We start from the raw sequence: 22,375 nt of genomic DNA, 5'->3' as shown, positions 1-22,375 counted from the left end.
TATGCTCTGGGCCTGTGTCTTGCTGCCGCAACTGGCGCTGGATGGCGTCATGCGTCGTCGCGACGATCCTCAACAACCGCTAGCACTGATCAGCGGCACGGCTCAGCGCCGTGTGCTGCAAACCGTCAATGCCGCCGCCCGTGAGCTTGGTTTGCGCCCCGGCCAGTCGCTGACCGCCGCGCATGCCATGACCCATGGGTTTGCCACCGCTGAGTACGAACCCGCAGATACCGAGCGCTGGCATCGGTTGCTCGCGGCCTGGGCGTACCGTTTCAGTTCACAGGTCAGCCTTAAATACCCGCGCGTGTTGTTGATGGAGATCGAGTCCAGCCTTGGGCTGTTCGGGCCTTGGCCTGTGTTTGAAGCACGTTTGCGCCAGGAGCTGACAGCGCTGGGCTTCAGCCATCGCATTGTGGTGGCACCCAATCCCATCGCGGCGCGGATGCTCGCCAACGCCCACGATGGGTTGTCGGTGACGTGCAACGACAGCCTCATTCAAGTGCTGGAACAGATGCCGGTCAATCGTATCGGCCTGAGCCGTGATGCGTCGATGGCCTTCTCGCGGATGGGCTTGACCCGTCTGCGACAGGTGCTGGCATTGCCGCGAGATACCCTGGCGCGGCGCTTCCCGGCGCAGGTGTTGCAGCACCTGGACACCCTGGTCGGGCGCAGGCCTGTGGCGCTTGAGTGCTACATCCCGCCCGATTTCTTCGATCTGCGCCTGGAGCTGAATTTCGACGTGGAGTCCCACCAGGCGTTGCTGTTCCCGCTCAAACGGTTGATCTCTGATCTGGCGGCGTTTCTGGCCGGGCGCGACAGTGGTGTGCAGCGCTTTGTCATCCATCTGGAGCATGTGCCCAGTGTTGGCGGTGCAGTGCCGGACACGCTGGTGCCCGTGGGGCTGCTCAGCGCCGAGCGCGAAACCAACATGTTGTTTGAACTGGCGCGCGGGCGGCTGGAGCAGATTCAGGTGCCGTCGCCAGTGCGGGCGATGCGCTTGCAGGCCCGGGATTTACCGGCGTTCGTGCCCACCCACCGCGAGCTGTTCGATGAGCGGCCCCAGCAATCACTGCCGTGGGAGCAACTGCGTGAACGTCTGCGCGCGCGGCTGGGGGACGAGGCGGTCAATGGGCTCTGCGCCCACGCCGATCATCGTCCTGAATGCACCTGGCGACCGGGGCTTGATACCAACGCGCAAGTCCCTGCGTCTTTCGTGCTGCGGCCCGGCTGGCTGCTGCGTGAACCTGAGCCGCTGCATGAATCCAGTGTGCATGTGCTGGCCGGGCCCGAGCGAATCGAGTCGGGCTGGTGGGACGGCGGGGATGTGCGGCGCGATTATTTTCTGATTCAGACTCGCTCTGGTCAGCGCGCCTGGGCCTATCGCGCGGTCGGCGAAGACAGCGGCCTTTTGCTGCACGGCTGGTTTGCATGAGCTGCGAATACGCCGAGCTGCATTGCCTGTCCAATTTCAGCTTTCAGCGCGGGGCCTCCAGCGCAAAAGAGCTGTTCGAGCGCGCAAAACAGCACGGCTATCAGGCCCTGGCGATCACTGACGAGTGCACCCTGGCCGGCATCGTTCGCGCATGGCAGGCCTCAAAGGACGCCGACCTGCCATTGATCATCGGCAGCGAGATGCGCATCGATCAAGGGCCGCACGTGGTGCTGCTGGTGGAAAACCTGGCGGGTTATCAAACCTTGTGCGGGCTGATCACACAGGCTCGTCGTCGTGTGAAGAAGGGTGAATACCGGCTGCTACGCGAGGATTTCAATCGGTCGATGCAAGGCTTGCTGGCCTTATGGGTGCCAGATCTGCAATCAGACCCGCTGATCCTGCATGATCAAGGCCAATGGCTGCGCAAGGTTTTTCCGGAGCAGGCCTGGCTGAGCGTTCAGTTGCACCGCGGGCCTGATGATGAAAAGCGTCTGGCGCAACTGCTGGCACTGGCCCGTGATGCCGACATGCCTGCGGTGGCCAGCGGCGATGTGCACATGCACGCACGCGGCCGCCGTGCGTTGCAGGACACCATGACCGCCATCCGGCATCACACGACCGTGGCCGAGGCCGGGCATCGGCTGTTTGCCAATGGCGAGCGACACCTGCGCCCCACGTCCGTGCTGGCTGATATCTACCCCGCGTCGCTGCTTGCCGAGTCTTTGCTTATAGCTCGGCGCTGCACGTTCGACCTCGGCCAATTGCGCTACGAATACCCCCATGAACTGGTGCCAAAAGCGCATACCGCCACCTCATGGCTGCGCCACCTGACTGAAGAGGGAGCACGCAAACGCTGGACCGAAGGGGTGCCTGCCAAGGCACGCGCGAACATCGAAAAAGAGCTGAGCGTGATTGCCGAGATGAAGTACGAGAGTTACTTCCTGACCGTGCAAGACATCGTCGCCTTCGCCCGTGGGCGCGACATCCTGTGCCAGGGGCGCGGCTCGGCGGCCAACTCGTCGGTGTGTTTTGCCTTGGGCATCACCGAGCTGGACCCGGAAAAAAGCAACCTGCTGTTCGAGCGCTTTATCTCCACCGAGCGCAACGAGCCTCCGGACATCGACGTGGATTTCGAGCACGAGCGCCGCGAGGAAGTCCTGCAATACGTGTTTCGCCGCTATGGCCGGGGCCGGGCGGCGCTCACGGCGGTTGCCAGTACTTACCATGGCGCAGGCGCGGTCAGGGACGTGGCCAAAGTGCTGGGCTTGCCGCCTGACCAGATCAACGCGCTGGCCGACTGCTTCAGCCGCTGGAGTGATTCGATGCCCCCGGCCGAGCGCCTGCGTGAATGCGGCTTCGAGCCGGACAGCCCGATCCTGCGCCGGGTGATGGCGCTGACCGGCGAGTTGATCGGCTTTCCCCGTCACCTTTCGCAGCACCCTGGCGGTTTCGTGATTTCCGAGCACCCGCTGGACACGCTGGTGCCGGTGGAGAACGCCGCCATGGCCGACCGCACGATCATTCAGTGGGACAAGGACGATCTCGACCTGGTGGGCTTGCTCAAGGTGGATATTCTGGCGTTGGGCATGCTCACCGCCTTGCGCCGCAGTTTCGATCTGGTTGAACTGCATCGGCACAAGCGCTGGACGCTGGCCGGGATTCCGCAAGAAGACAAACCGACCTATGACATGATCAGCCGCGCCGACACCATCGGCGTGTTCCAGATCGAGTCCCGCGCGCAGATGTCGATGCTGCCGCGCCTGCAACCCAAAACGTTTTACGACCTGGTCATCGAAGTGGCCATCGTCAGGCCGGGGCCGATTCAGGGCGGGATGGTGCATCCGTACCTGCGACGACGTACGGGGGAGGAAGAGGTGACCTATCCCTCTGAAGAACTCAAGGAGGTCTTCGAGCGTACTTTGGGTGTGCCACTGTTTCAGGAGCAGGTCATGCAACTGGCCATTGTGGCCGCCGACTACACGGCCGGGGAAGCCGATCAGTTGCGCCGCTCAATGGCAGCCTGGAAACGTCATGGCGGACTGGAGCCGCATCGCATCAGACTCAGCAAAAGGATGGCCGAGAAGGGCTATACCGACGCCTTCATCACGCGCATTTTCGAACAGATCAAAGGCTTCGGCAGCTATGGGTTTCCTGAATCCCACGCCGCCAGCTTCGCGCTGCTGACCTACGCCAGTTGCTGGCTTAAATGCCATGAGCCGGCTGCCTTCACCTGTGCGCTGATCAACAGCTGGCCCATGGGTTTCTACAGCCCCGATCAGTTGTTGCAGGATGCGCGTCGCCATCGCATCGAAGTACGCCCGGTGGATGTGCGTTACAGCGACTGGGATTGTTCGCTGGAACCGGTCGACAGCCCTGAGTACAACCAGAACCTGGCGATCAGGATGGGGATGCGGATGATTCGCGGTTTTCGCGAAGAGGACGCCAGGCGCATCGAAACTGCGCGGGGCAACAACGTGTTCATCGACGCCACGGACTTATGCGTGCGTGCCGGGCTGGACAACCGCGCCCGTGAATCCCTGGCGGATTGCGGGGCGCTGCGCGGTTTGATCGGTCATCGACACCGGGCGCGTTGGGAGATCGCCGGAGTCGAAGCGCAGCGTCCGTTGTTTACCGATCAATCCACGGCGGATGAACCCCAGGTGGCGCTGCCACTGCCCAGCGTGGCGCAGGATCTGGTTGCCGATTACCAGACCCTTGGCACTACGCTCGGCCCACACCCGCTGGCGTTATTGCGCGCCAGGCTGTCAGCCAAACGTTTTCGCAGCGCCAAAGACCTGATGACCCTGGAGCACGGTTGTACCGTCAATGTGGCTGGGCTAGTGGTTGGGCGGCAAAGGCCCGGCACGGCAAGCGGTGTCACCTTCGTCACGCTGGAAGACGAGCACGGCATGATCAACGTGGTGGTCTGGCTCGAGCTCGCCGAGCGTCAGCGCAAGGTGTTGGTGGGTTCGCAACTGATGCAGGTGTTCGGCAAGTTCGAATACCAGAAAGGCGTGCGCCACGTCATCGCGCAACGCTTGTTTGACCTCACGCCGTTGCTGACAGGGCTGGATGTACGCAGTCGTGATTTCAAATGATTGAGTTAAAACCCCAGATACACCACCGGGCGGGCGCCAACACGATCTGGAGCCAACTTGTTGGCGAAGCGGTGTCATGGGTGGAATCAGGATCAACGCGCCAGCCATCCACCGTCGATGTTCCATGCCGCCCCGCGAACCTGTGCACCGGCGTCGCTGCACAAGAACAACGTCAATTCCCCCAGCTGTGAAGGCGTGACGAACTCCAGTGACGGCTGCTTCTCGGTCAGCAGGTCGATCTTCGCCTGCTCGACGTCGCCGGTCTGGGCGCCGCGATCATCGATCTGCTTTTGCACCAGAGGGGTCAGCACCCAGCCGGGGCAGATGGCGTTGCAGGTGACCTGGCTGCTGGCGGTCTCCAGACCGACCACTTTGGTCAGCCCGATCACGCCGTGCTTGGCCGCCACGTAAGCGGCCTTGCCCGTCGAACCCACCAGCCCATGCACCGACGCAATGTTGATGATCCGGCCCCAGCCCTTGGCGCGCATGCCTGGCAACGCGAGTCGGGTGCTGTGAAACACCGAAGACAAGTTGATCGCGATGATCTTGTCCCAACTCTCGACCGGAAAATCCTCCACCGCATCCACGTGCTGAATCCCGGCGTTGTTGACCAGAATGTCGACGCCGCCAAACTCGCGCTCGGCGTAATCGATCATGTCGGCGATCTGCGCCACGTCGCTGACGTCTGCCGGGTGATGCCCAACCTTGCCGCCACCGTGTTGCTTGACCTGCTCGATAACCGCCGAAGCGTCACCGAAACCGTTGAGCACCAGATTGGCCCCGGCCTTGGCCAGGCTCAGGGCAATGCCCAGGCCGATGCCGCTGGTGGATCCGGTGACCAGTGCGGTTTTGCCGTGCAGACTCATGTTCGATTCCTCATACGATGCCGGTTGCATAGAAGGTCGCGATCACCACGAAGACCGCCAGGGTCTTGATAATCGTGATCCCGAAAATGTCCTTGTACGCCTCGCGGTGGGTGAGGCCAGTGACTGCCAGCAAGGTGATCACCGCGCCGTTGTGCGGGAGCGTGTCCATGCCGCCACTGGCCATGGCGGCGACGCGGTGCAGGACTTCCATCGGGATATTGGCCGCGTTGGCGGCCGCGATGAAGCTGTCCGACATCGCCGCCAGCGCAATGCTCATGCCGCCGGACGCCGAGCCGGTGATGCCGGCCAGCAGGGTTACGGTGACGGCTTCGTTGACCAGCGGATTGGGAATGCTTTTCAAGCCGTTCGCCAGCACCAGAAAGCCGGGAAGGGAGGCGATCACTGCGCCGAAACCGTATTCCGACGCCGTGTTCATCGCGGCCAGCAACGCACCGCTCACTGCACTTTTGCTGCCTTCGGCGAGTTTCGTTCGCACCGCATTGAAGGCAAACACCAATACAAACAGGATACCAACCAGCAAGGCGGCTTCCACCGCCCAGATTGCGGTGATCTTGGCGATCTCGGTCTGCACCGGGGCGGCCATGCCGGGCAACGACAGCGTGTGAGTCTTGCCGTACCACTGGGGAATCCACTGCGTGAACAGCAAGTTCATGACCCCCACCAGCAACAGCGGCGCCAGGGCGATCCAGGGGTTGGGCAGCGCGATGTCTTGCGGGGTGTCCGGCTCATTGCGCAACTCTGTGCCGTAACCTTCGCCTGCACGATGGGCTTTATTGCGTTGGCGTTGCAGGAACAGCATGCCGGCGCAGAACACGAACGCGGTGCCAATCAGACCCAGCCACGGTGCAGCCCACGCGGTGGTGTTAAAGAAGGTCGAAGGGATGATGTTCTGGATTTGCGGGGTGCCGGGCAGGGCGTCCATGGTGAAGGAGAACGCGCCCAGCGCGATGGTCGCCGGGATCAGTCGTTTGGGGATATTGCTTTGGCGAAACATCTCGGCGGCGAACGGGTACACCGCAAACACCACCACAAACAGCGATACGCCGCCGTAGGTCAACAGCGCGCACACCAGCACGATAACCAGCATCGCCTGTTTGGTGCCGAGCAACCGAATGGCCGCAGCGACGATCGAGCGCGAGAAACCTGACAATTCGATGAGCTTGCCGAATACCGCACCGAGCAAGAACACCGGAAAGTAGAGTTTGACGAAGCCGACCATCTTGTCCATGAACACCCCGGTAAAAGCGGGCGCTACGGCAGAGGGATCGGTGAGCAACACAGCACCGAGTGCCGCGATGGGGGCGAACAGAATGACGCTGTAACCCCGATAAGCAGCCACCATCAGCAGCGTTAAAGCTGCCAGGGCAATGATCACACTCATTGAGTGTCTCCTGTTGTTATTGTTTTTTGGGTGCGGTCTGGCCGCTGACGGGACAAGAGCGAGGTTCGTGCCAAATATACAACCCTTTGTTTTTTATAGTTATTTAAGAAATAAAAGAGGGGTGGAGCGCATGAAGTCTCACAATGGAGACGGAAAGCCCGTTGGAGCGAGGCTTGCCCGCGAGGAGGCCGTGACTGCTGGAACATCTTTAGCTGACAGATAAAGCATTCGCGGGCAAGCAGCGCTCTAGCAGGGCCCGGTCTCGATAAATAGACTCAAGTCTCTTTACTGAGACTCTGCAATCCCCAACGCCGCCATCTTCTTGTAAAGCGTAGATCGGCCCAGACCCAATTGCCGGGCCGCCAGCACCACATTTCCGCCACATTGAGCCAGCTTCGACTGGATCAGCGTGCGGTCGAACTGCTGGCGTGCCTCGCTGTAGGTTTGCCCCGCGTCCTGTTCCAGAGCGACGGGGATCGGGGGCTCCAGCGGCAACAGTGTGCCAATCGCTGCGCGGATTTCCTGGGCATCCAGTTGCAGGTCATCACTGAGCAGTGCAGCCCGTTCGAGCACGTTGCGCAGTTCCCGGATGTTGCCCGGCCAGGCGTGTTGCGTCAGCACGTTCATGGCGTCCTGTTCAAGCTCATGCTGGCTGTGAAGGTCTTCAAGAATGGCTTCACTGAGCGCGGGCAAATCATCCAGGCGCTCGCGCAGCGGCGGCACTTTGATCGGCAACACGCTGAGGCGATAGAACAGGTCGGCCCGGAAGTCGCCGCGCTTGATCGCCGCCTCAAGGTCGGTGGACGTCGCCGCAATCAGGCGCACATCGCTTTTGATCATCTGGTTGGAACCGACCGGCTCGTATTCTCTTTCCTGCAACACACGCAGCAGCTTGCTTTGCAGCGCTAGCGGCATGTCACCGATTTCATCGAGAAACAGCGTTCCGCCCTCGGCCAAGTGCAGCTTGCCGTTACGCCCTTTGCGGTCGGCGCCGGTAAATGCACCGGGAGCGGTGCCAAAAAACTCTGCTTCGAGCAGCGTTTCCGGAATGGCCGCGCTGTTGATGCTGACAAACGGCTTGCTGGCGCGTGGCGAGGCGTTGTGGATGGCATGGGCGAGCAGCTCTTTGCCGGTGCCGGTTTCGCCCAGCAGCAACACCGGCGAATCAGCACTGGCGCTGCGCCGTGCCCGGCGCTTGACTTCAAGGCTAGGCGCACTGGTCCCGATAAAGTGCGCAAAACTGTATTTGGCCTGTCGGGCCCGCAGCAACGAGCGCGTCGAGGCCAGCTCCTGTTGCATGCCCTGGTAGCGCTTGAGCAGGGGCGAAAGTGCACGCAGTTCATCGAACAGCGCAAAACCGATGGCGCCGATAACACCGCCTCCGTCGTCATGAATCGGCAGGCGCATGACCACCAGCGGGTCTTTGGCGGTGTCCATCATGTCCAGCAGAATGGGCTGACCGTCGCTGGCTACCTGACGCAGCAAGCTGCCGGGAATGACTTTTTCACACGGCTGGCCAATCGCGCGGCTGGGGTCTTCAAGGCCGAAGCGCCGTGCGTAGCGCTCGTTGATCCAGACGATTCGGGCTTCCTTGTCGACGATCACAGTACCTTCACTGGACTGTTCAATAATTTCGAACAACGACCGGATCGCAAGTCGCCGTACGCGCCGGTAATCCTTCAGGCTTTCACTGTCTTTCATGCACTGTTCCGTCGCTTCGCTCTTCGGCAACTGGCCGCGCAGACTGCTGTTTGGTTTCAGTTGAAGCCCGGATGTGCTGCCGCCAGCAGCTCCTTGGTATACGGATGCTGAGGCGCATCGAATACATCGTGGCTGGCGCCGCGTTCGATGACTTTGCCGTCCTTGACCACGATGACGTCGTGGGCCAGCGCTTTTACCACCGCCAGGTCATGGCTGATGAACAGATACGTCAGGCCGTGTTTCTCCTGCAACTGACGCAACAGCGCGACCACCTGCTTCTGCACGGTACGGTCCAGAGCAGACGTGGGCTCGTCCAGCAAAATCAGGGCAGGTTTGAGCACAAGGGCGCGGGCGATCGCGATACGTTGCCGCTGACCGCCGGAAAACTCATGGGGATAACGGTGCCGACTCGACGGGTCGATACCGACTTCTTCCAGCACCCGAATGACCTCATTCTCACAGCTGGCCTTGTCCAGTTCGCTGTGCACTTCCAGCCCTTCGCTGATGATCTGCGCCACCGACATGCGCGGGCTGAGGCTGCCATAAGGGTCTTGAAACACCACTTGCATCTGTTTGCGCCAGGGGCGCATCTGTTTCTGACTCAGGGTGTCCAGCGATTGCCCCTTGAAGCGGATACTGCCACGCGACTCCAGCAAGCGAAGGATTGCCTGCCCAAGTGTCGATTTCCCCGAGCCAGACTCGCCGACAATGCCCAGTGTCTTGCCGCGCTCGATGCTCAGACTGATGTCGTCGACGGCTTTCAGGTATTCCTGATGACGCCGGAAAATACCGCCGCCGAGGGAAAACCAGACGCGCAGATTGTCGACTTCCAGCACTTTTTCGCGGGTGTCGCGTGGCAGCGGCTCCCCAGCGGGTTCTGCATCCAGCAGCAATCGGCTGTACGGGTGCTGCGGGTTTTTGAACAGCAGTTGGCAATTGGACTGCTCGACGATCTCACCCGCGCGCATCACACAGACCTTCTGAGCGATGCTGTGCACCAGATTCAGATCGTGGCTGATCAGCAGCAACGACATGTTCAGCCGTTGCTGCAGCGACTTGAGCAGCAGCAGGATTTTGCGCTGCACCGTGACGTCCAGTGCTGTGGTGGGTTCGTCGGCTATCAACAGCTCCGGCTCGCACGCCAGCGCCATGGCGATCATCACCCTTTGCCGCTGGCCACCGGACAATTCATGAGGATAGGCCTTCAGACGTTTCTTGGCGTTCTGGATCCCCACCAGCTCAAGCAGCTCAAGGATGCGCTTTTGCGCCGAGCGGCCAGTCATGCCCTTGTGCAGCAACAAGGTTTCGCCGATTTGTTTGGAGACCGTGTGCAGCGGGTTGAGCGAGGTCATGGGCTCTTGAAAGATCATCGCGATCTGGTTGCCGCGAATTTCGCGCAGGACCTTGCCGTCGGCGCCCAGTAACTCCCGGCCGCGATAGCGAATGCTGCCGGTACTGACCGTGCCCGCCTGGGGCAGCAGTTGCAGGATGGAATGTGCCGTCACCGATTTGCCGGAGCCGGACTCGCCTACCAGTGCCAGGCACTCACCGGCCGGAATGTTCAGGCTCAGATTCTTGACCACTGTGTTGCCGCTGAACGACACCGACAGGTCGCGTATTTCGATCAGGTTTTCGGACATCTCAAGACCTCGGGTCGAAGGCATCACGCAACGCCTCGCCAATGAAAACCAGCAGCGACAGGATCAGCGCCAGGGTGAAAAATGCCGTCAGACCGAGCCACGGCGCTTGCAGGTTCTGCTTGCCCTGACCAATCAGCTCGCCCAGCGACGCACTGCCCGCAGGCATGCCGAAGCCGAGGAAATCCAAGGCTGTCAGGGTCGAGATCGCCCCCGTCAGAATGAACGGCAAGTAACTCAACGTGGCGTTCATCGCATTGGGCAGGATGTGCCGCATGATCACTTTGCGGTCGCCCAGGCCGAGCGCGCGCGCCGCCTTGACGTATTCCAGGTTGCGCCCGCGCAGGAATTCGGCGCGCACCACGTCGACCAGCGCCAGCCATGAAAACAGCGCCATGATCCCCAGCAGCCACCAGAAATTGGGCTCCACGAACCCCGACAGGATGATCAGCAGGTACAGCACCGGCAGTCCGGACCACACCTCCAGCAATCGTTGTCCAAGCAGATCGACCCAGCCGCCGTAATAGCCTTGCAACGCGCCGGCAGTGATGCCGATCAGCGCACTGATGAAGGTCAGCGCCAAGGCAAACAGGATGGACACCCGAGCGCCGAAGATCACCCGCGCCAATACGTCCCGAGCCTGATCGTCGGTGCCCAGCCAGTTGACCGAGGAGGGCGGGCTGGGCGCTGGTTTATTCAGTTCGTAATTGGGCGTGTCGTCACTGAACGGGATCGGCGGAAACAGCATCCAGCCGTCACCTTTTTTGATCAGTTGTTGCACGTATTCACTGCGGTAGTCGGGCTGGAACGGCAACTGGCCGCCAAATTCCTGTTCGGTGTAACGCTTGAACGCCGGAAAATACAAACCGTGCTGATAACTCAGCACCAAAGGTTTGTCGTTGGCGATCAACTCGCCGCCGAGGCTGATCAGGAACAGCCCACAGAACAGCCACAGCGACCACCAGCCACGGCGGTTTTTGCGAAAGCGCTCGAAACGACGGCGAGCCACCGGAGACAAACTGCGCATCACACATTCCTCGCGCTGAAGTCGATTCGGGGGTCAACCACGGTGTAGCAGATGTCGCCCACCAGTTTTATCAGCAGGCCGAACAGCGTGAAGATAAACAACGAACCAAACACCACGGGGTAGTCGCGCGCGACGGCGGCTTCGTAGCTCATCCGGCCCAGACCGTCGAGAGAGAAAATCACCTCGATCAACAGCGAGCCCGCAAAGAACACGCTGATGAACGCCTGAGGAATCCCCGCGACCACCAGCAGCATGGCGTTGCGAAACACATGGCCGTACAACACGCGGCGTTCACTCAGGCCTTTGGCGCGTGCCGTGACCACGTACTGGCGCGTGACCTCATTAAGGAAGGAGTTCTTGGTGAGGATCGTCAGCGTCGCGAATCCGCCGATCACCAACGACGAAACGGGTAGGACCAAATGCCAGAAGTAGTCGGCGATCTTGCCCACGGTGCTCAGTTGATCAAAGTTTTCCGACACCAGACCGCGTACCGGAAACCAGTTCAACGAGGTGCCGCCGGCGAACACGACCACCAGCAACATGGCAAACAGAAACGCTGGCATCGCGTAGCCGATGATGATCGCGGTGCTGGTCCAGATGTCGAAGTGGCTGCCGTGCTTGACCGCTTTACGAATCCCCAGCGGGATCGACACCAGATACGTGATCAGCGTTGCCCAGAGTCCGAGCGAGATCGACACCGGCATTTTTTGCAGAATCAGGTCCGTGACCTTTGCCCCCCTGAAAAAGCTGTTGCCGAAGTCAAGCCGTGCATAGCTGGTGAGCATCAGCCACAGGCGTTCGTGCAGTGGTTTGTCGAAGCCGTACTGGTGCTTGATGTCTTCAATCAGTTTGGGGTCCAGGCCCCGGCTCGCGCGGGACTGGCCGGCGTTCATGGTTTCGGTATGGCCTGCGCCGATCGTGCCGCCTGCTACCCCTTGCAGCTTGGCGATGGCTTGCTCCACCGGACCGCCCGGCGCCGCCTGAACAATGAAGAAATTCACCAGCAAAATCGCAAACAGCGTCGGGATGATCAGCAACAGGCGCCGCAACAGATAACCGAGCATCACTTCACCTCCGAGGGGATAGCCGAGGCGCCACGCTGTTTGGCGAATTGCTCGTTGGTCAGGGCTTGCGGGCTGATCTCCCACCAGGTGTCGATGGCCTCACTGTTGCTGGCCTGCACCTTTGGAATGCCGAAGCGGTTCCACCAGACCGTCGAAGAGCCGGGCGGGTAGTAGTTGGGAATCCAGTAGAAACCCCACTGCATGACCCGGTCCAGCGCATGGGCGTAGTCGATCATCGCCGGTTTGTTGCCTGCCGTGGCCAGGCCGTTGATCAACGTGTCGACCGCCGGGTCCTGAAGCACCATGTAGTTACTGGAGCCCGGATCCTTTGCCACTTTCGAGCCAAAGCTGTTGTACAACTCCACGCCCGGCGAGGTCGAGACGTTGTAGCCGGTGACGATCATGTCGTAGTCCCGGGCCATGACCCGGTTCAGGTACTGCGCCGAATCGATGCGACGGATTTCGAAGTCGATGCCGATCTGCGCCAGATTGCGCTTGTAGGGCAAAAGGATTTTCTCGAAACCGTTTTGCCCGTTCAGAAAGGTGAAACTCAGTGGCTCGCCGTCGGCGTTGACCAGTTGATCGCCTTTGGGCATCCAGCCGGCTTCTTCGAGCAGTTGCAGCGCTTGCAGTTGTTTGTCGCGGATAAAACCTGTGCCGTCGGTTTTGGGCGTTTCGAAGACCGTGGTGAAGACTTCAGGCGGGATCTGCCCGCGCAACGGTTCTAGAATTTTCAGCTCGGAGGCAGTCGGCAACTGTGTGGCGGCCAGGTCGCTGTTGGAGAAGTAGCTGCTCTGGCGAATGTAGACGTTGCGCATCATCTGTTTGTTGGTCCACTCGAAATCCCACAGCAGTGCAAGCGCCTGCCTTACGCGCCGGTCCTGAAACTTCTTGCGATCCAGATTGAAGATGAAGCCCTGGGAGCTTTGTACCGCACCCTTGGCCAGCTGCGCCCGTTGCAGGCGGCCCTCGGTCAGCGCATCGCCTGTGTAGCCAATTGAATAGCCGGTGGCTGAAAACTCTCGGTTGTAGTCGTAGCCGCCACCGCGCAGCACCTGCCGTGCCACGTCGATATCGCCAAAGTACTCGACGGTGAAATGATCAAAGTTGTAGGTGCCGCGCACCTCGGGCAGGTCTTTGGCCCACCAGTCTGCGTTACGCTCGAAGGTGATGCTGCGTCCGGGGTCTATTTTGCCGATCCGGTAGGGACCGCTGCCCATCGGCGCCTCAAAGCTGCCGGCATCGGCGAAGTCCCGGGTTTTCCACCAGTGCTCCGGGAACACCGGCAATGAGGCCAGATCCAGGGGCAGGGTGCGGCTCTGATTGCTCTTGAAATCGAAGCGCACTTGGGTGGGTGACTCAACCTCGACGCCTTTGACGTCCTCGAACTCGGTACGGTATGAAAGGCTGCCTTGGGTCATCAACACGTTGTAGGTGTAGCGCACGTCATCGGCGGTGATCGGCGTGCCATCGGCAAACCGCGCCTTGGGATTGAGGAAGAACCGCAGCGACATACCATCGGCGCCGCGCTCCATCTTCTCTGCCACCAGCCCGTAAACCGTGTAGGGCTCGTCCAGCGAGCGCACCGCGAGGGGCGAGTAGAGCAGTCCACTGACTTGCGAGATGCCAGTGCCTTTATCGAGGAACGGCATGATGTGATCGAACTGACCGATGTCCAGCGCAGAGCGGCGCATGCTGCCGCCTTTCGGGGCGTCGGGGTTTACGTAATCAAAGTGCTGAAATTCAGCCGGGTAGCGGGGTGCTTCTCCGTAGACGGTCAATGCGTGTTGGGGGGCGGCGGACAGGGAGTGAAACCCCGAGGCAAGGGCCAGCGTTGCAACCATCAGCGATGAAAAAACAAAACGCATTAAACGAATCCTGACTGATGCCCCGGGCACAGCATCGCGGTTGAGGGTCATGGACAGATAACGATGTTCTGCCCTTACGTTTGTCTGACTTATTGTGGGTTGCCTCGGGTGCCAAGGTACCGGATTTCAGGTGGTGTTTGTAACTGCCCACGGAAGGTAGGTCCGTAAAAACGCGAACGGCCCGCTTTTAAGGGCGGGCCGTTCGAAACCAGCAGTGCGTAAGGATCAGTCCTGACGGCTGGTCACTTCAAGCAGGTGATAACCGAACTGGGTTTTCACCGGACCCTGGACCACGTTGACCGGGGCGCTGAATACGACGGTGTCGAATTCCTTGACCATCTGGCCTGGACCGAACGATCCCAGATCCCCGCCCTGACGGCTGGAAGGGCAGCTGGAGTTGGACTTGGCAACTTCGGCAAAATCAGCGCCGCCTTCGATCTGCGCTTTGAGTTCGTTACATTTCTCTTCGCTGGAAACGAGGATGTGGCGGGCAGTGGCTTTGGCCATTTGAAAGTACTCCTGTGAAAAAAAAGAAATCAGCCTACCGGATTAAGGAGGGCTTTTCCCGAGAAAGTTCCAGACGTGTTCTCTGTCGCTGACAGGCTGTTTTCTACAAACCTTTGCTACTGAGCCTGAACGCCTGATCAATATAGAGCTTGATCGGGTCGATGCCCTTGCGCACGACTCCTGCGGTCTGGTTGAGGGTGTCAACGTGATCCATGGGGTAGTCGGAGCGGATGACGTTGCCCAAGTGCGAACTGAAACGCCCGACGAGTCCGTCATTGAAGTCTTTTTCCCGGTCAAACAATAGCGCATAGCTGCGGCACGCCAGATGTAACGGGTCGAAGGCATTCCTGCCGTCGCTGGTCAATCTGCCGCTGATGCAACCGCTCCACGAATAGTAGCCAACGCCATCGACCCATTCCGGGCCGTTTTCACCCCAGCGGGCGGGAAGGCCCTGGGGGTACTTAGCGTTGAAGGCCCCGACGCCTTTGCTGGTCAGCGCATCAAGCGCTGCTATCGGGTCCTGTGGCAGTGTCGAGTCACCGCTGAGCAGCGCCAGAAACTTTGAGAACCCGGTTGTCAGCGTTGCAGCGACTTGTTCGGGCAGGGCGCCTGGCTCGAACGCCTGGCGCACCCGGTCAGCGACTTCCGAGCCGTGATTGGGGCCGCTGATGGAGGTCACAGACGCAATCAGGTCGGGCCGTTTGGCCGCCGCGTAGCGAGAGGTCAGGGCACCCTGGCTGTGACCAAACAGGTTGACCTTGGTAAAGCCTGTTCTTTTAAGGAAGCGTTCGATCTGCTCAAGCAGTTGTTCGCCCCGTGCTTCGTTGTTGTGGGTGCCCGAAAGCGCTGGGACGTGGACTCGGCAACCTGCTTTCTCCAGCGCCGAACTGATGCCGTAGAACATCTCGAATGTGCCAATGCGGTCGAAGCCGAACAGGCCATGAACCAGCAGGATGGGGTACTTGGTTGTCACTTCCGTGTGCATGAAAAAGCCTCCGTTTGCGGGGCCTTGACGATAACGGCTGCGGCGACAGCCAGATGACAGCGGTTGTCGCTCACGTCCCGTATGGCAGCTGATGCCTGTTTTCGCCAGGTGCGCTGCACGCCGCGCTGATTCAGCGCTGTCGCAGCAGGCGACGTACTGGCGGGTGGCGTCGTGGATGCATTACGACGGTTTCGTACAATGGCTGTCTGCAGATGCAGATAATCGCTCGGCAGGGAATGACTGCCCAAGGGGGCAGTTGGCTACGGATTACCGGCCAACTTCCCGTTTCCGGTTGTTACCTGTAACGCAGTTTATCGACCGCCTCGCGCAGCATTTGCGCTGTGCCGTCCCAGCCCAGGCATCCATCGGTGACTGACACGCCGTAACGCATCGATTTGCTCAGCGGCTGACAGCCTTCGAACAAATGACTTTCGAGCATCATGCCGATCACGCTGTTATCGCCCTTCAAACGCTGGTTAAGCACGTCCTCGAAGACTGCTGGCTGACGCAACGGGTCTTTCCCGCTGTTTGCGTGACTGCAATCCACCATGATCCGCGCCGCCGTGCGGTTTTTGGCGAGGCTGGCGTTAACCTGCGCGATGCTCTGTGGGTCGTAGTTCGGCCCGCTGTGGCCGCCGCGCAGAACAATGTGCGTGTCCGGATTGCCCTTGGTTTCGATGATCGCGGGGTGACCCTGGCGATCAACCCCGAAATGCCGATGCGGGTGAGCGGCTGAGCGGATGGCGTCACAGGCAACGGCTACGCTGCCGTCAGTGCCATTCTTGAAACCGACCGGCATCGCGAGGCCGCTGGCCATCTCCCGGTGGATTTGCGATTCGGTGGTGCGTGCGCCAATCGCTACCCAGCTCAACAGGTCGTCGAAGTAGCCCGCCGCCATGGGCTGGAGTAATTCGGTTGCGACCGGCAGCCCCAATCGCAGCATCTCGCGCATCAGATGACGAGAAAGCGTCAGACCTTCGGCCATGTCGTCGCTGCCATCAAGGTGCGGATCGTACGCGAGGCCTTTCCAGCCGACTGTGGTCCGGGGCTTCTCGACATAGGCGCGCATCACCAGCAGCAGTTGGTCGCTGACTTTGGCGGACAATTCGGCCAGGCGCTTTGCGTATTCAAGCGCTGATTGAGGGTCGTGGATCGAGCAGGGGCCGACGACGACCAGCAGGCGGGAGTCCTCGCCGTCAAGAATGGCGCGAACGGACTGGCGGTGGGCGGCGACCTGTTGGGTCAGCACGGCATCCAGCGGCAGTTGGTTTTTGAGGTGCAAGGCGCTGGGCAGGCGCTGTGGGGCAGGGACGTTGTCAATCAGGGCCACGGGAGCGGACGCAAGACTTGTCAGGGTTTTAGTGGCGACGGACGAATTCATGTTCTGGCTTCCTGGCCGGCGGGGAGGATCCCGCGCGGGCCTACTGGGGTGTTCGACAATTAGCCGGATTGGCTGTCTGGGTATGGCTGCCACCTGTCAGTGACCGATCGGAGGCGGCTGGCTGTCCCGAACGGAGGTTGCTAAATCGCCATGCGAAGTCGATGTCGTTGCGGTAATAGCGGCGGTCGTTCATTGCGTAATCCTCTGCTGAGTCATCAGGTTCGAAACGTAGATTTATCAAAGGCCAGAAAAACAAAACCCCCGATCGGGTAGCCGACCGGGGGTAGAGAATTCTCTGGTTGGCGTCCCCTTGATAATGGGCGCCGGATGGGTATCAGGCGCGCCAGTGGCTAAACCAATACCCATAAAAATAAGCAGTGCGGGAGCTGACCGTGGTGCTCACTTCCCACGCAACGGCCTGAGCAACCAGACGCGTGGCGTCGGCAGTGCGGCAGAGCTGAGAGTGGGCTGATTGCAACATGGTGTGTCTCCGTTGAATGGGAACGAGCTTACTTCACAGCGGCGGCACTGTTCAATTACAAATCTCAATTAACGCGATTGAGGCGTGGGGCCAGCCATGTCTCAGCACATCTACTGCATCAGTCAGACAGGCACGCTAATTTCAGAGGTCGCTGATATACCGCTAAAGTAGCGCGCAACGTATAGCGCTATTCAATCAACGGGGCGATGAGATGAATTTCGAAAGGTTCGCGGTCGCACAGATCGTGGTTGAACCGGGGGATCTCCAGGCGAATGTGCTGAAGCATCTGTGTTTCATGCGGCAGGCTGCTCGGCGTGGCGTCAGTTTTCTGCTGTTTCCGGAACTGTCGTTGACCGGCTATGAACCTGAACTGGCTCGCGAACTGGCGATTGATGCCAACGACGTCCGTCTGCAGCCGCTAAGCGACCTGGCAGCTCAACATGCGATGCTGACTGTTGTGGGTGTTCCGCTTCGCGATGTCACTCGTGTCGATATCGACGGCCAGATCCAACCCGATATCTTGATTGCTGCGCTGACCTTGGGCCCACAAGGACACGCTGAGGTCTACACCAAGCAGTACTTGCACCCTGGCGAAGAACGTGTGTTCTCTGTGGGAAATGGTGGCACTCCGTTGATCGCTAGTGAGCGGCGGATTTCATTGGCCGTGTGTGCGGATTTCACCCACGAGGCACACGTGCGCCGTGCATCTCTGGCCGCGGCCGACGTCTACGCAGTCAGTGCATTAATTTCAAAGAATGGGTATGCGACTGACACTGCGATGTTGGCCGGTTACGCGCTCAAGTACAGGATGCTGGTGATGATGGCCAATTACGGAGGCCAGACAGGGGGGTGGCAGTCGGCAGGTCGCAGCGCTGTCTGGGCACAAGACGGTAGACAACTGGCGGCAGTCGAAGGTGAAGGCGACTGTTTGTTGATTGCCTCCTGCGAGGCGGGTCAATGGTCAGCGTTTGTCGAGCCTTTGTCAGTCTGAAGGCAATGCGGGTAATCCGTCCTCGGTCGACAGGATTACGCCAATTTTCATGCCCAGGAGTACGGCGACCTTGTGGGCTTCACCGCGGCGGCCTTTCTTTCGGCCTGACAGCACTTGGTAAGTCGTTGCCGGATCTACATTATTTTCCCGCGCAAAAGCTTGAACCGATTTGCCTTGCTCTTCGAGCCAGGCCTTGGCTTGTGCTGCGGTGCGGATTCCGGGCATAGTTCAAAACCGTTCAAGTCTGTTTAATTTTATCTGGATTCTACCATCCGTAAGGGTGTAGTCAACAAGGTTGCGCATTCAAATGAGTGGAATAGGTGTTCGACTTAAGGAAGAACGAGAACGATTGGGCCTTTCTCAAAAGGCATTTGGTGAAATAGGCGGAGTCGAAGCCAACGCCCAGGGAAAATACGAAAACGGCCATCGCGCTCCCAAGGCCGATTATCTGGCAGCGGTGGCGGGCGCTGGCGTAGATGTCTTGTACGTCCTGACCGGCAACCGTACACCCGTGCCGCTTGAGCGTTTGAGTAACGTGGAGGAGGGAGTGCTGGGCAGTTATCGGTCGCTGGTCAAAGAGGATCAGGACGCCATACGCCGCCTGACCACTACGCTGGCGGAGCTTTCCGCGCCTTATGCCAGTTTGAAAAAACCGGATTCAAACCAGTGACAAACTCGCTGCGCCTGATGCGCACAATTGAAGATTTTTACAAAAAATGTCGTCGATGATGATAGCGTGTCGGGAACATATTCAGTTTTATCGCTTCAGTGCGAGCCCGACTTCAGGTTAGGGCTCGCGCATCCTTTTTTGCTAAAGTGACGAGCATTCGTCATGAATTGTTCCGCGAGGTGTCTGCTTGATTAGGGTGCTGGTTGTCGATGACCACGATCTGGTTCGAACAGGTATCACGCGCATGTTGGCCGACATAGAAGGTCTGCAAGTCGTCGGTCAGGCCGATTCAGGTGAAGAGTCCCTGAAGAAGGCCCGAGAACTAAAACCCGATGTAGTGCTCATGGACGTCAAGATGCCTGGCATCGGTGGTCTTGAAGCAACACGCAAAATGCTCAGAAGCCATCCGGATATCAAAGTGGTCGCGGTGACGGTGTGCGAGGAAGATCCTTTCCCGACCCGCCTGCTGCAAGCGGGCGCTGCCGGTTACATGACCAAGGGCGCCGGGCTGACAGAAATGGTCCAGGCCATCCGGCTCGTGTTTGCAGGGCAGCGTTACATCAGTCCGCAAATCGCTCAACAACTGGCGCTCAAATCATTTCAGCCGCAGACCAGTAATTCCCCGTTCGACCTGCTGTCGGAGCGCGAAATCCAGATTGCGCTGATGATCGTCGGCTGCCAGAAAGTGCAGACCATATCCGACAAGCTTTGTCTCTCCCCTAAAACCGTCAATACCTACCGTTACCGCATCTTCGAGAAGCTCTCTATCGGCAGCGATGTCGAATTGGCTTTGTTGGCTGTTCGTCACGGCATGGTCGATGCCAGCGCCTGAAATGACTCAATTGTTCGATCCCAGTGCTTTTTTATCTACCTGCAGTGGCCGTCCTGGTGTTTACCGGATGTTCGATGCCGATGCGCGTCTTCTTTACGTCGGCAAAGCCAAAAACCTGAAGAAACGCCTCGCCAGTTACTTTCGCAAGACCGGCCATGCGCCAAAAACCGGCGCGCTTGTCGCCCGCATCGCTCAGATCGAAACCACTATCACCGCCAACGAAACCGAGGCGTTGTTGCTGGAACAGACGCTGATCAAAGAATCCCGCCCGCCGTACAACATCCTGTTGCGAGACGACAAGTCCTACCCCTACGTGCATCTGTCGGACGGGCCGTTCCCTAGGTTGAGCATTCATCGTGGGGCCAAAAAAGCCAAAGGCCGTTATTTCGGGCCATACCCAAGTGCCGGCGCGATTCGCGAAAGCTTGAGCCTGATGCAGAAGACTTTTCTGGTGCGCCAATGCGAAGACAGTTTTTACAAAAACCGCACTCGCCCGTGTTTGCAATACCAGATCAAGCGCTGCAAGGCACCGTGCGTGGGGCTTGTCGAGCCTGAGGTGTACGCAGAGGATGTGCGTCACTCGGTCATGTTTCTCGAAGGCCGCAGCAATGCGCTGACTGATGAGCTGAACGCGTTGATGGAAAAATCCGCCATGTCGCTCAATTTTGAGCACGCCGCGGAACTGCGCGATCAGATTGGTCTGTTGCGGCGTGTTCAGGATCAGCAAAGCATGGACGGCGGCACCGGTGATGTCGATGTCGTCGCTGCGTTTACTAACCCGGGCGGCGCGTGCGTGCATTTGATCAGCGTGCGCGGCGGTCGTGTGCTGGGCAGCAAGAATTTCTTCCCTCAGGTCGGGATCGAAGAAGAAGTGGGCGAGGTCATGTCGGCGTTTCTGGCTCAATATTTTCTGGGCGGGACAGATCGCGAGCTGCCGAGCGAGATAATCGTCAACGTGGTCAACGAGGACTTTCCCGCGTTGATCGAGGCCATCGAGAGCTCGCGGGGCCGGGAACTGACCATCAGCCACCGCGTACGGGGCACTCGCGCGCGCTGGCAGCAATTGGCGGTCACCAATGCCGAACAGGCTCTGGGCGCCAGGCTTGCCAACCGCCAGCACATGGCGGCGCGCTTTGACGCGTTGGCCGAGGTACTGAAGCTTGACGAAGCACCGTTGCGGCTCGAGTGCTATGACATCAGTCACTCCAGCGGTGAGGCCACCGTGGCGTCCTGCGTGGTATTCGGCCCGGAAGGCCCGATCAAGTCCGACTATCGTCGCTACAACATTGAAGGCATTACCGGTGGCGACGACTACGCTGCCATGCATCAGGCGCTCACGCGCCGTTTCAGCAAAATAAAGGATGGCGAGGGCAGGTTGCCTGACATCCTCATCGTCGACGGCGGCAAGGGTCAGCTGTCCATGGCGCGCGATGTGATGAACGAGCTCGCCGTGCCGGACCTGATTCTGTTGGGGATTGCCAAGGGCGCGACGCGCAAAGCGGGTTTTGAGACGCTTTATCTGAACGATGCAGCCCATGAATTCACCTTGAAAGGTGATTCGCCTGCGCTGCATCTGATTCAGCAAATCCGCGATGAAGCTCACCGTTTCGCGATCACTGGCCACCGGGCGCGGCGAGGTAAAACACGCCGTACTTCAACGCTGGAAGGCGTCGCCGGGGTAGGCCCGACACGGCGTCGTGACCTGCTCAAGCATTTTGGCGGGCTGCAAGAGTTGTCCCGCGCGAGCATCGAAGAAATCGCCAAAGCACCGGGTATCAGTAAAAAGCTCGCAGAGTCGATTTATGCAAACCTGCACAGCGAGTAGAATGCTCGCTCACCTCGTAGCCAGTTGTGCCGATGAATATCCCTAATCTGATCACCGTTTTACGTGTCCTGCTGATTCCGATCTTCATTTTGTTGTTTTATCTGCCTTATGGCTGGAGCTACATGGCCGCCAGCTCGGTGTTTGCTCTTGCGGCCGCAACTGACTGGCTGGACGGATATCTGGCGCGTCGCCTCGAGCAAAGCACGCCGTTTGGCGCTTTTCTTGACCCTGTGGCGGATAAGCTCATGGTGGCGGTGGCCTTGGTGCTACTGGTTCAGGCGCACGCCAACTTCTGGCTGACCTTGCCTGCAGCGGTCATCATTGGGCGCGAGATTGTAATCTCCGCACTGCGTGAGTGGATGGCCGAGTTGGGTGCGCGCGCGCAGGTCGCCGTGTCCAACCTGGGCAAGTGGAAAACCGCCGCGCAGATGATCGCGCTGGTTATCCTGCTCGCCAACGCCCCGGCGTTCACCTTCTGGGTAGTGCTGGGTTACGTGCTGCTCATGATTGCCGCGGGGCTGACCTTGTGGTCCATGGTTCAGTATTTGCGTGCGGCATGGCCGCACCTGCGGACTACGACCGAAGAGAAATAAGTTTTTGAATCAAAG

At 59.6% G+C, this 22,375-nt stretch carries 19 protein-coding genes; 7 read left to right on the top strand and 12 right to left on the bottom strand.

Annotated elements, in window-relative coordinates; genetic code table 11:
- Nucleotide 1 precedes the first annotated feature (1 nt).
- Complete coding sequence (locus OYW20_RS13680; RefSeq protein ID WP_268796510.1) at nucleotides 2–1,432, top strand: Y-family DNA polymerase; 1,431 nt, start codon at nucleotides 2–4, stop codon at nucleotides 1,430–1,432.
- The gene (locus tag OYW20_RS13675; protein WP_268796509.1) at nucleotides 1,429–4,530 is read left to right on the top strand and encodes an error-prone DNA polymerase; all 3,102 of its coding nucleotides are present in this window, start codon (nucleotides 1,429–1,431) and stop codon (nucleotides 4,528–4,530) included. The genes OYW20_RS13680 and OYW20_RS13675 overlap by 4 nt, the downstream gene beginning before the upstream one ends.
- Before the next feature lie 92 nt (nucleotides 4,531–4,622).
- Here the strand turns inward: OYW20_RS13675 and OYW20_RS13670 are convergent, their stop codons facing one another.
- The 11 genes from OYW20_RS13670 to OYW20_RS13620 all read right to left on the bottom strand — a co-directional run bounded on the left by OYW20_RS13670 (nucleotide 4,623) and on the right by OYW20_RS13620 (nucleotide 17,449).
- Entirely contained in the window at nucleotides 4,623–5,396 is a 774-nt protein-coding gene (locus OYW20_RS13670) for a 3-hydroxybutyrate dehydrogenase (RefSeq protein WP_268796508.1), read from the bottom strand.
- A gap of 10 nt (nucleotides 5,397–5,406) precedes the next feature.
- A complete protein-coding gene (locus OYW20_RS13665; RefSeq protein WP_268796507.1) occupies nucleotides 5,407–6,798 on the bottom strand; it encodes a GntP family permease in 1,392 nt (463 codons plus the stop codon).
- A gap of 285 nt (nucleotides 6,799–7,083) precedes the next feature.
- On the bottom strand, nucleotides 7,084–8,499 hold the full coding sequence (locus OYW20_RS13660) for a sigma-54 interaction domain-containing protein (protein ID WP_268796506.1): 1,416 nt from the start codon (nucleotides 8,497–8,499) through the stop codon (nucleotides 7,084–7,086).
- Nucleotides 8,500–8,555: 56 nt separating this feature from the next.
- Complete coding sequence (locus OYW20_RS13655) at nucleotides 8,556–10,139, bottom strand: ABC transporter ATP-binding protein (protein ID WP_268801129.1); 1,584 nt, start codon at nucleotides 10,137–10,139, stop codon at nucleotides 8,556–8,558.
- A 1-nt stretch (nucleotide 10,140) separates the two neighbouring features.
- A complete protein-coding gene (locus tag OYW20_RS13650) occupies nucleotides 10,141–11,163 on the bottom strand; it encodes an ABC transporter permease (protein WP_268796505.1) in 1,023 nt (340 codons plus the stop codon).
- Nucleotides 11,163–12,227, bottom strand: coding sequence for a microcin C ABC transporter permease YejB (locus OYW20_RS13645; protein WP_268796504.1), 1,065 nt, complete (start codon nucleotides 12,225–12,227; stop codon nucleotides 11,163–11,165). The genes OYW20_RS13650 and OYW20_RS13645 overlap by 1 nt, the downstream gene beginning before the upstream one ends.
- The gene (locus tag OYW20_RS13640; protein WP_268796503.1) at nucleotides 12,227–14,095 is read right to left on the bottom strand and encodes an extracellular solute-binding protein; all 1,869 of its coding nucleotides are present in this window, start codon (nucleotides 14,093–14,095) and stop codon (nucleotides 12,227–12,229) included. Before OYW20_RS13640 ends, OYW20_RS13645 begins: the two co-directional genes overlap by 1 nt.
- Nucleotides 14,096–14,320: 225 nt before the next feature.
- A complete protein-coding gene (locus OYW20_RS13635; protein ID WP_027898593.1) occupies nucleotides 14,321–14,602 on the bottom strand; it encodes a peptidylprolyl isomerase in 282 nt (93 codons plus the stop codon).
- A gap of 103 nt (nucleotides 14,603–14,705) precedes the next feature.
- Nucleotides 14,706–15,587 (bottom strand): esterase/lipase family protein, encoded by an 882-nt coding sequence (locus OYW20_RS13630; RefSeq protein WP_268796502.1) that lies wholly within the window; start codon nucleotides 15,585–15,587, stop codon nucleotides 14,706–14,708.
- Nucleotides 15,588–15,882: 295 nt separating this feature from the next.
- On the bottom strand, nucleotides 15,883–16,968 hold the full coding sequence (locus OYW20_RS13625) for a 3-deoxy-7-phosphoheptulonate synthase (RefSeq protein WP_268796501.1): 1,086 nt from the start codon (nucleotides 16,966–16,968) through the stop codon (nucleotides 15,883–15,885).
- 334 nt (nucleotides 16,969–17,302) lie between these two features.
- Nucleotides 17,303–17,449: a hypothetical protein gene (locus tag OYW20_RS13620; RefSeq protein WP_268796500.1), complete on the bottom strand. Its 147-nt coding sequence runs from the start codon at nucleotides 17,447–17,449 to the stop codon at nucleotides 17,303–17,305.
- A 211-nt stretch (nucleotides 17,450–17,660) separates the two neighbouring features.
- Between OYW20_RS13620 and OYW20_RS13615 the strand changes: the two genes are divergently transcribed.
- Entirely contained in the window at nucleotides 17,661–18,440 is a 780-nt protein-coding gene (locus OYW20_RS13615; RefSeq protein ID WP_268796499.1) for a carbon-nitrogen hydrolase family protein, read from the top strand.
- Here OYW20_RS13615 and OYW20_RS13610 read toward each other — a convergent pair.
- Nucleotides 18,432–18,665 (bottom strand): DNA-binding protein, encoded by a 234-nt coding sequence (locus OYW20_RS13610; RefSeq protein ID WP_268796498.1) that lies wholly within the window; start codon nucleotides 18,663–18,665, stop codon nucleotides 18,432–18,434. The genes OYW20_RS13615 and OYW20_RS13610 overlap by 9 nt on opposite strands.
- An 82-nt stretch (nucleotides 18,666–18,747) precedes the next feature.
- Between OYW20_RS13610 and OYW20_RS13605 the strand changes: the two genes are divergently transcribed.
- The 4 genes from OYW20_RS13605 to pgsA all read left to right on the top strand — a co-directional run bounded on the left by OYW20_RS13605 (nucleotide 18,748) and on the right by pgsA (nucleotide 22,360).
- Nucleotides 18,748–19,110, top strand: coding sequence for a helix-turn-helix domain-containing protein (locus tag OYW20_RS13605; protein ID WP_268796497.1), 363 nt, complete (start codon nucleotides 18,748–18,750; stop codon nucleotides 19,108–19,110).
- Nucleotides 19,111–19,297: 187 nt separating this feature from the next.
- Nucleotides 19,298–19,942: a response regulator transcription factor GacA gene (gene gacA, locus OYW20_RS13600; RefSeq protein ID WP_268796496.1), complete on the top strand. Its 645-nt coding sequence runs from the start codon at nucleotides 19,298–19,300 to the stop codon at nucleotides 19,940–19,942.
- 1 nt (nucleotide 19,943) lies between these two features.
- On the top strand, nucleotides 19,944–21,767 hold the full coding sequence (gene uvrC / locus OYW20_RS13595; protein ID WP_268801128.1) for an excinuclease ABC subunit UvrC: 1,824 nt from the start codon (nucleotides 19,944–19,946) through the stop codon (nucleotides 21,765–21,767).
- Between the two features lie 32 nt (nucleotides 21,768–21,799).
- The gene (pgsA, locus tag OYW20_RS13590) at nucleotides 21,800–22,360 is read left to right on the top strand and encodes a CDP-diacylglycerol--glycerol-3-phosphate 3-phosphatidyltransferase (RefSeq protein WP_268796495.1); all 561 of its coding nucleotides are present in this window, start codon (nucleotides 21,800–21,802) and stop codon (nucleotides 22,358–22,360) included.
- Nucleotides 22,361–22,375: the final 15 nt, after the last annotated feature.

This window comes from Pseudomonas sp. BSw22131, from assembly GCF_026810445.1.
Taxonomy (GTDB): domain Bacteria; phylum Pseudomonadota; class Gammaproteobacteria; order Pseudomonadales; family Pseudomonadaceae; genus Aquipseudomonas; species Aquipseudomonas huanghezhanensis.
The sequence above is the reverse complement of the archived record's forward strand: the minus strand, read 5'-3'. Positions and strand labels throughout refer to the sequence as shown.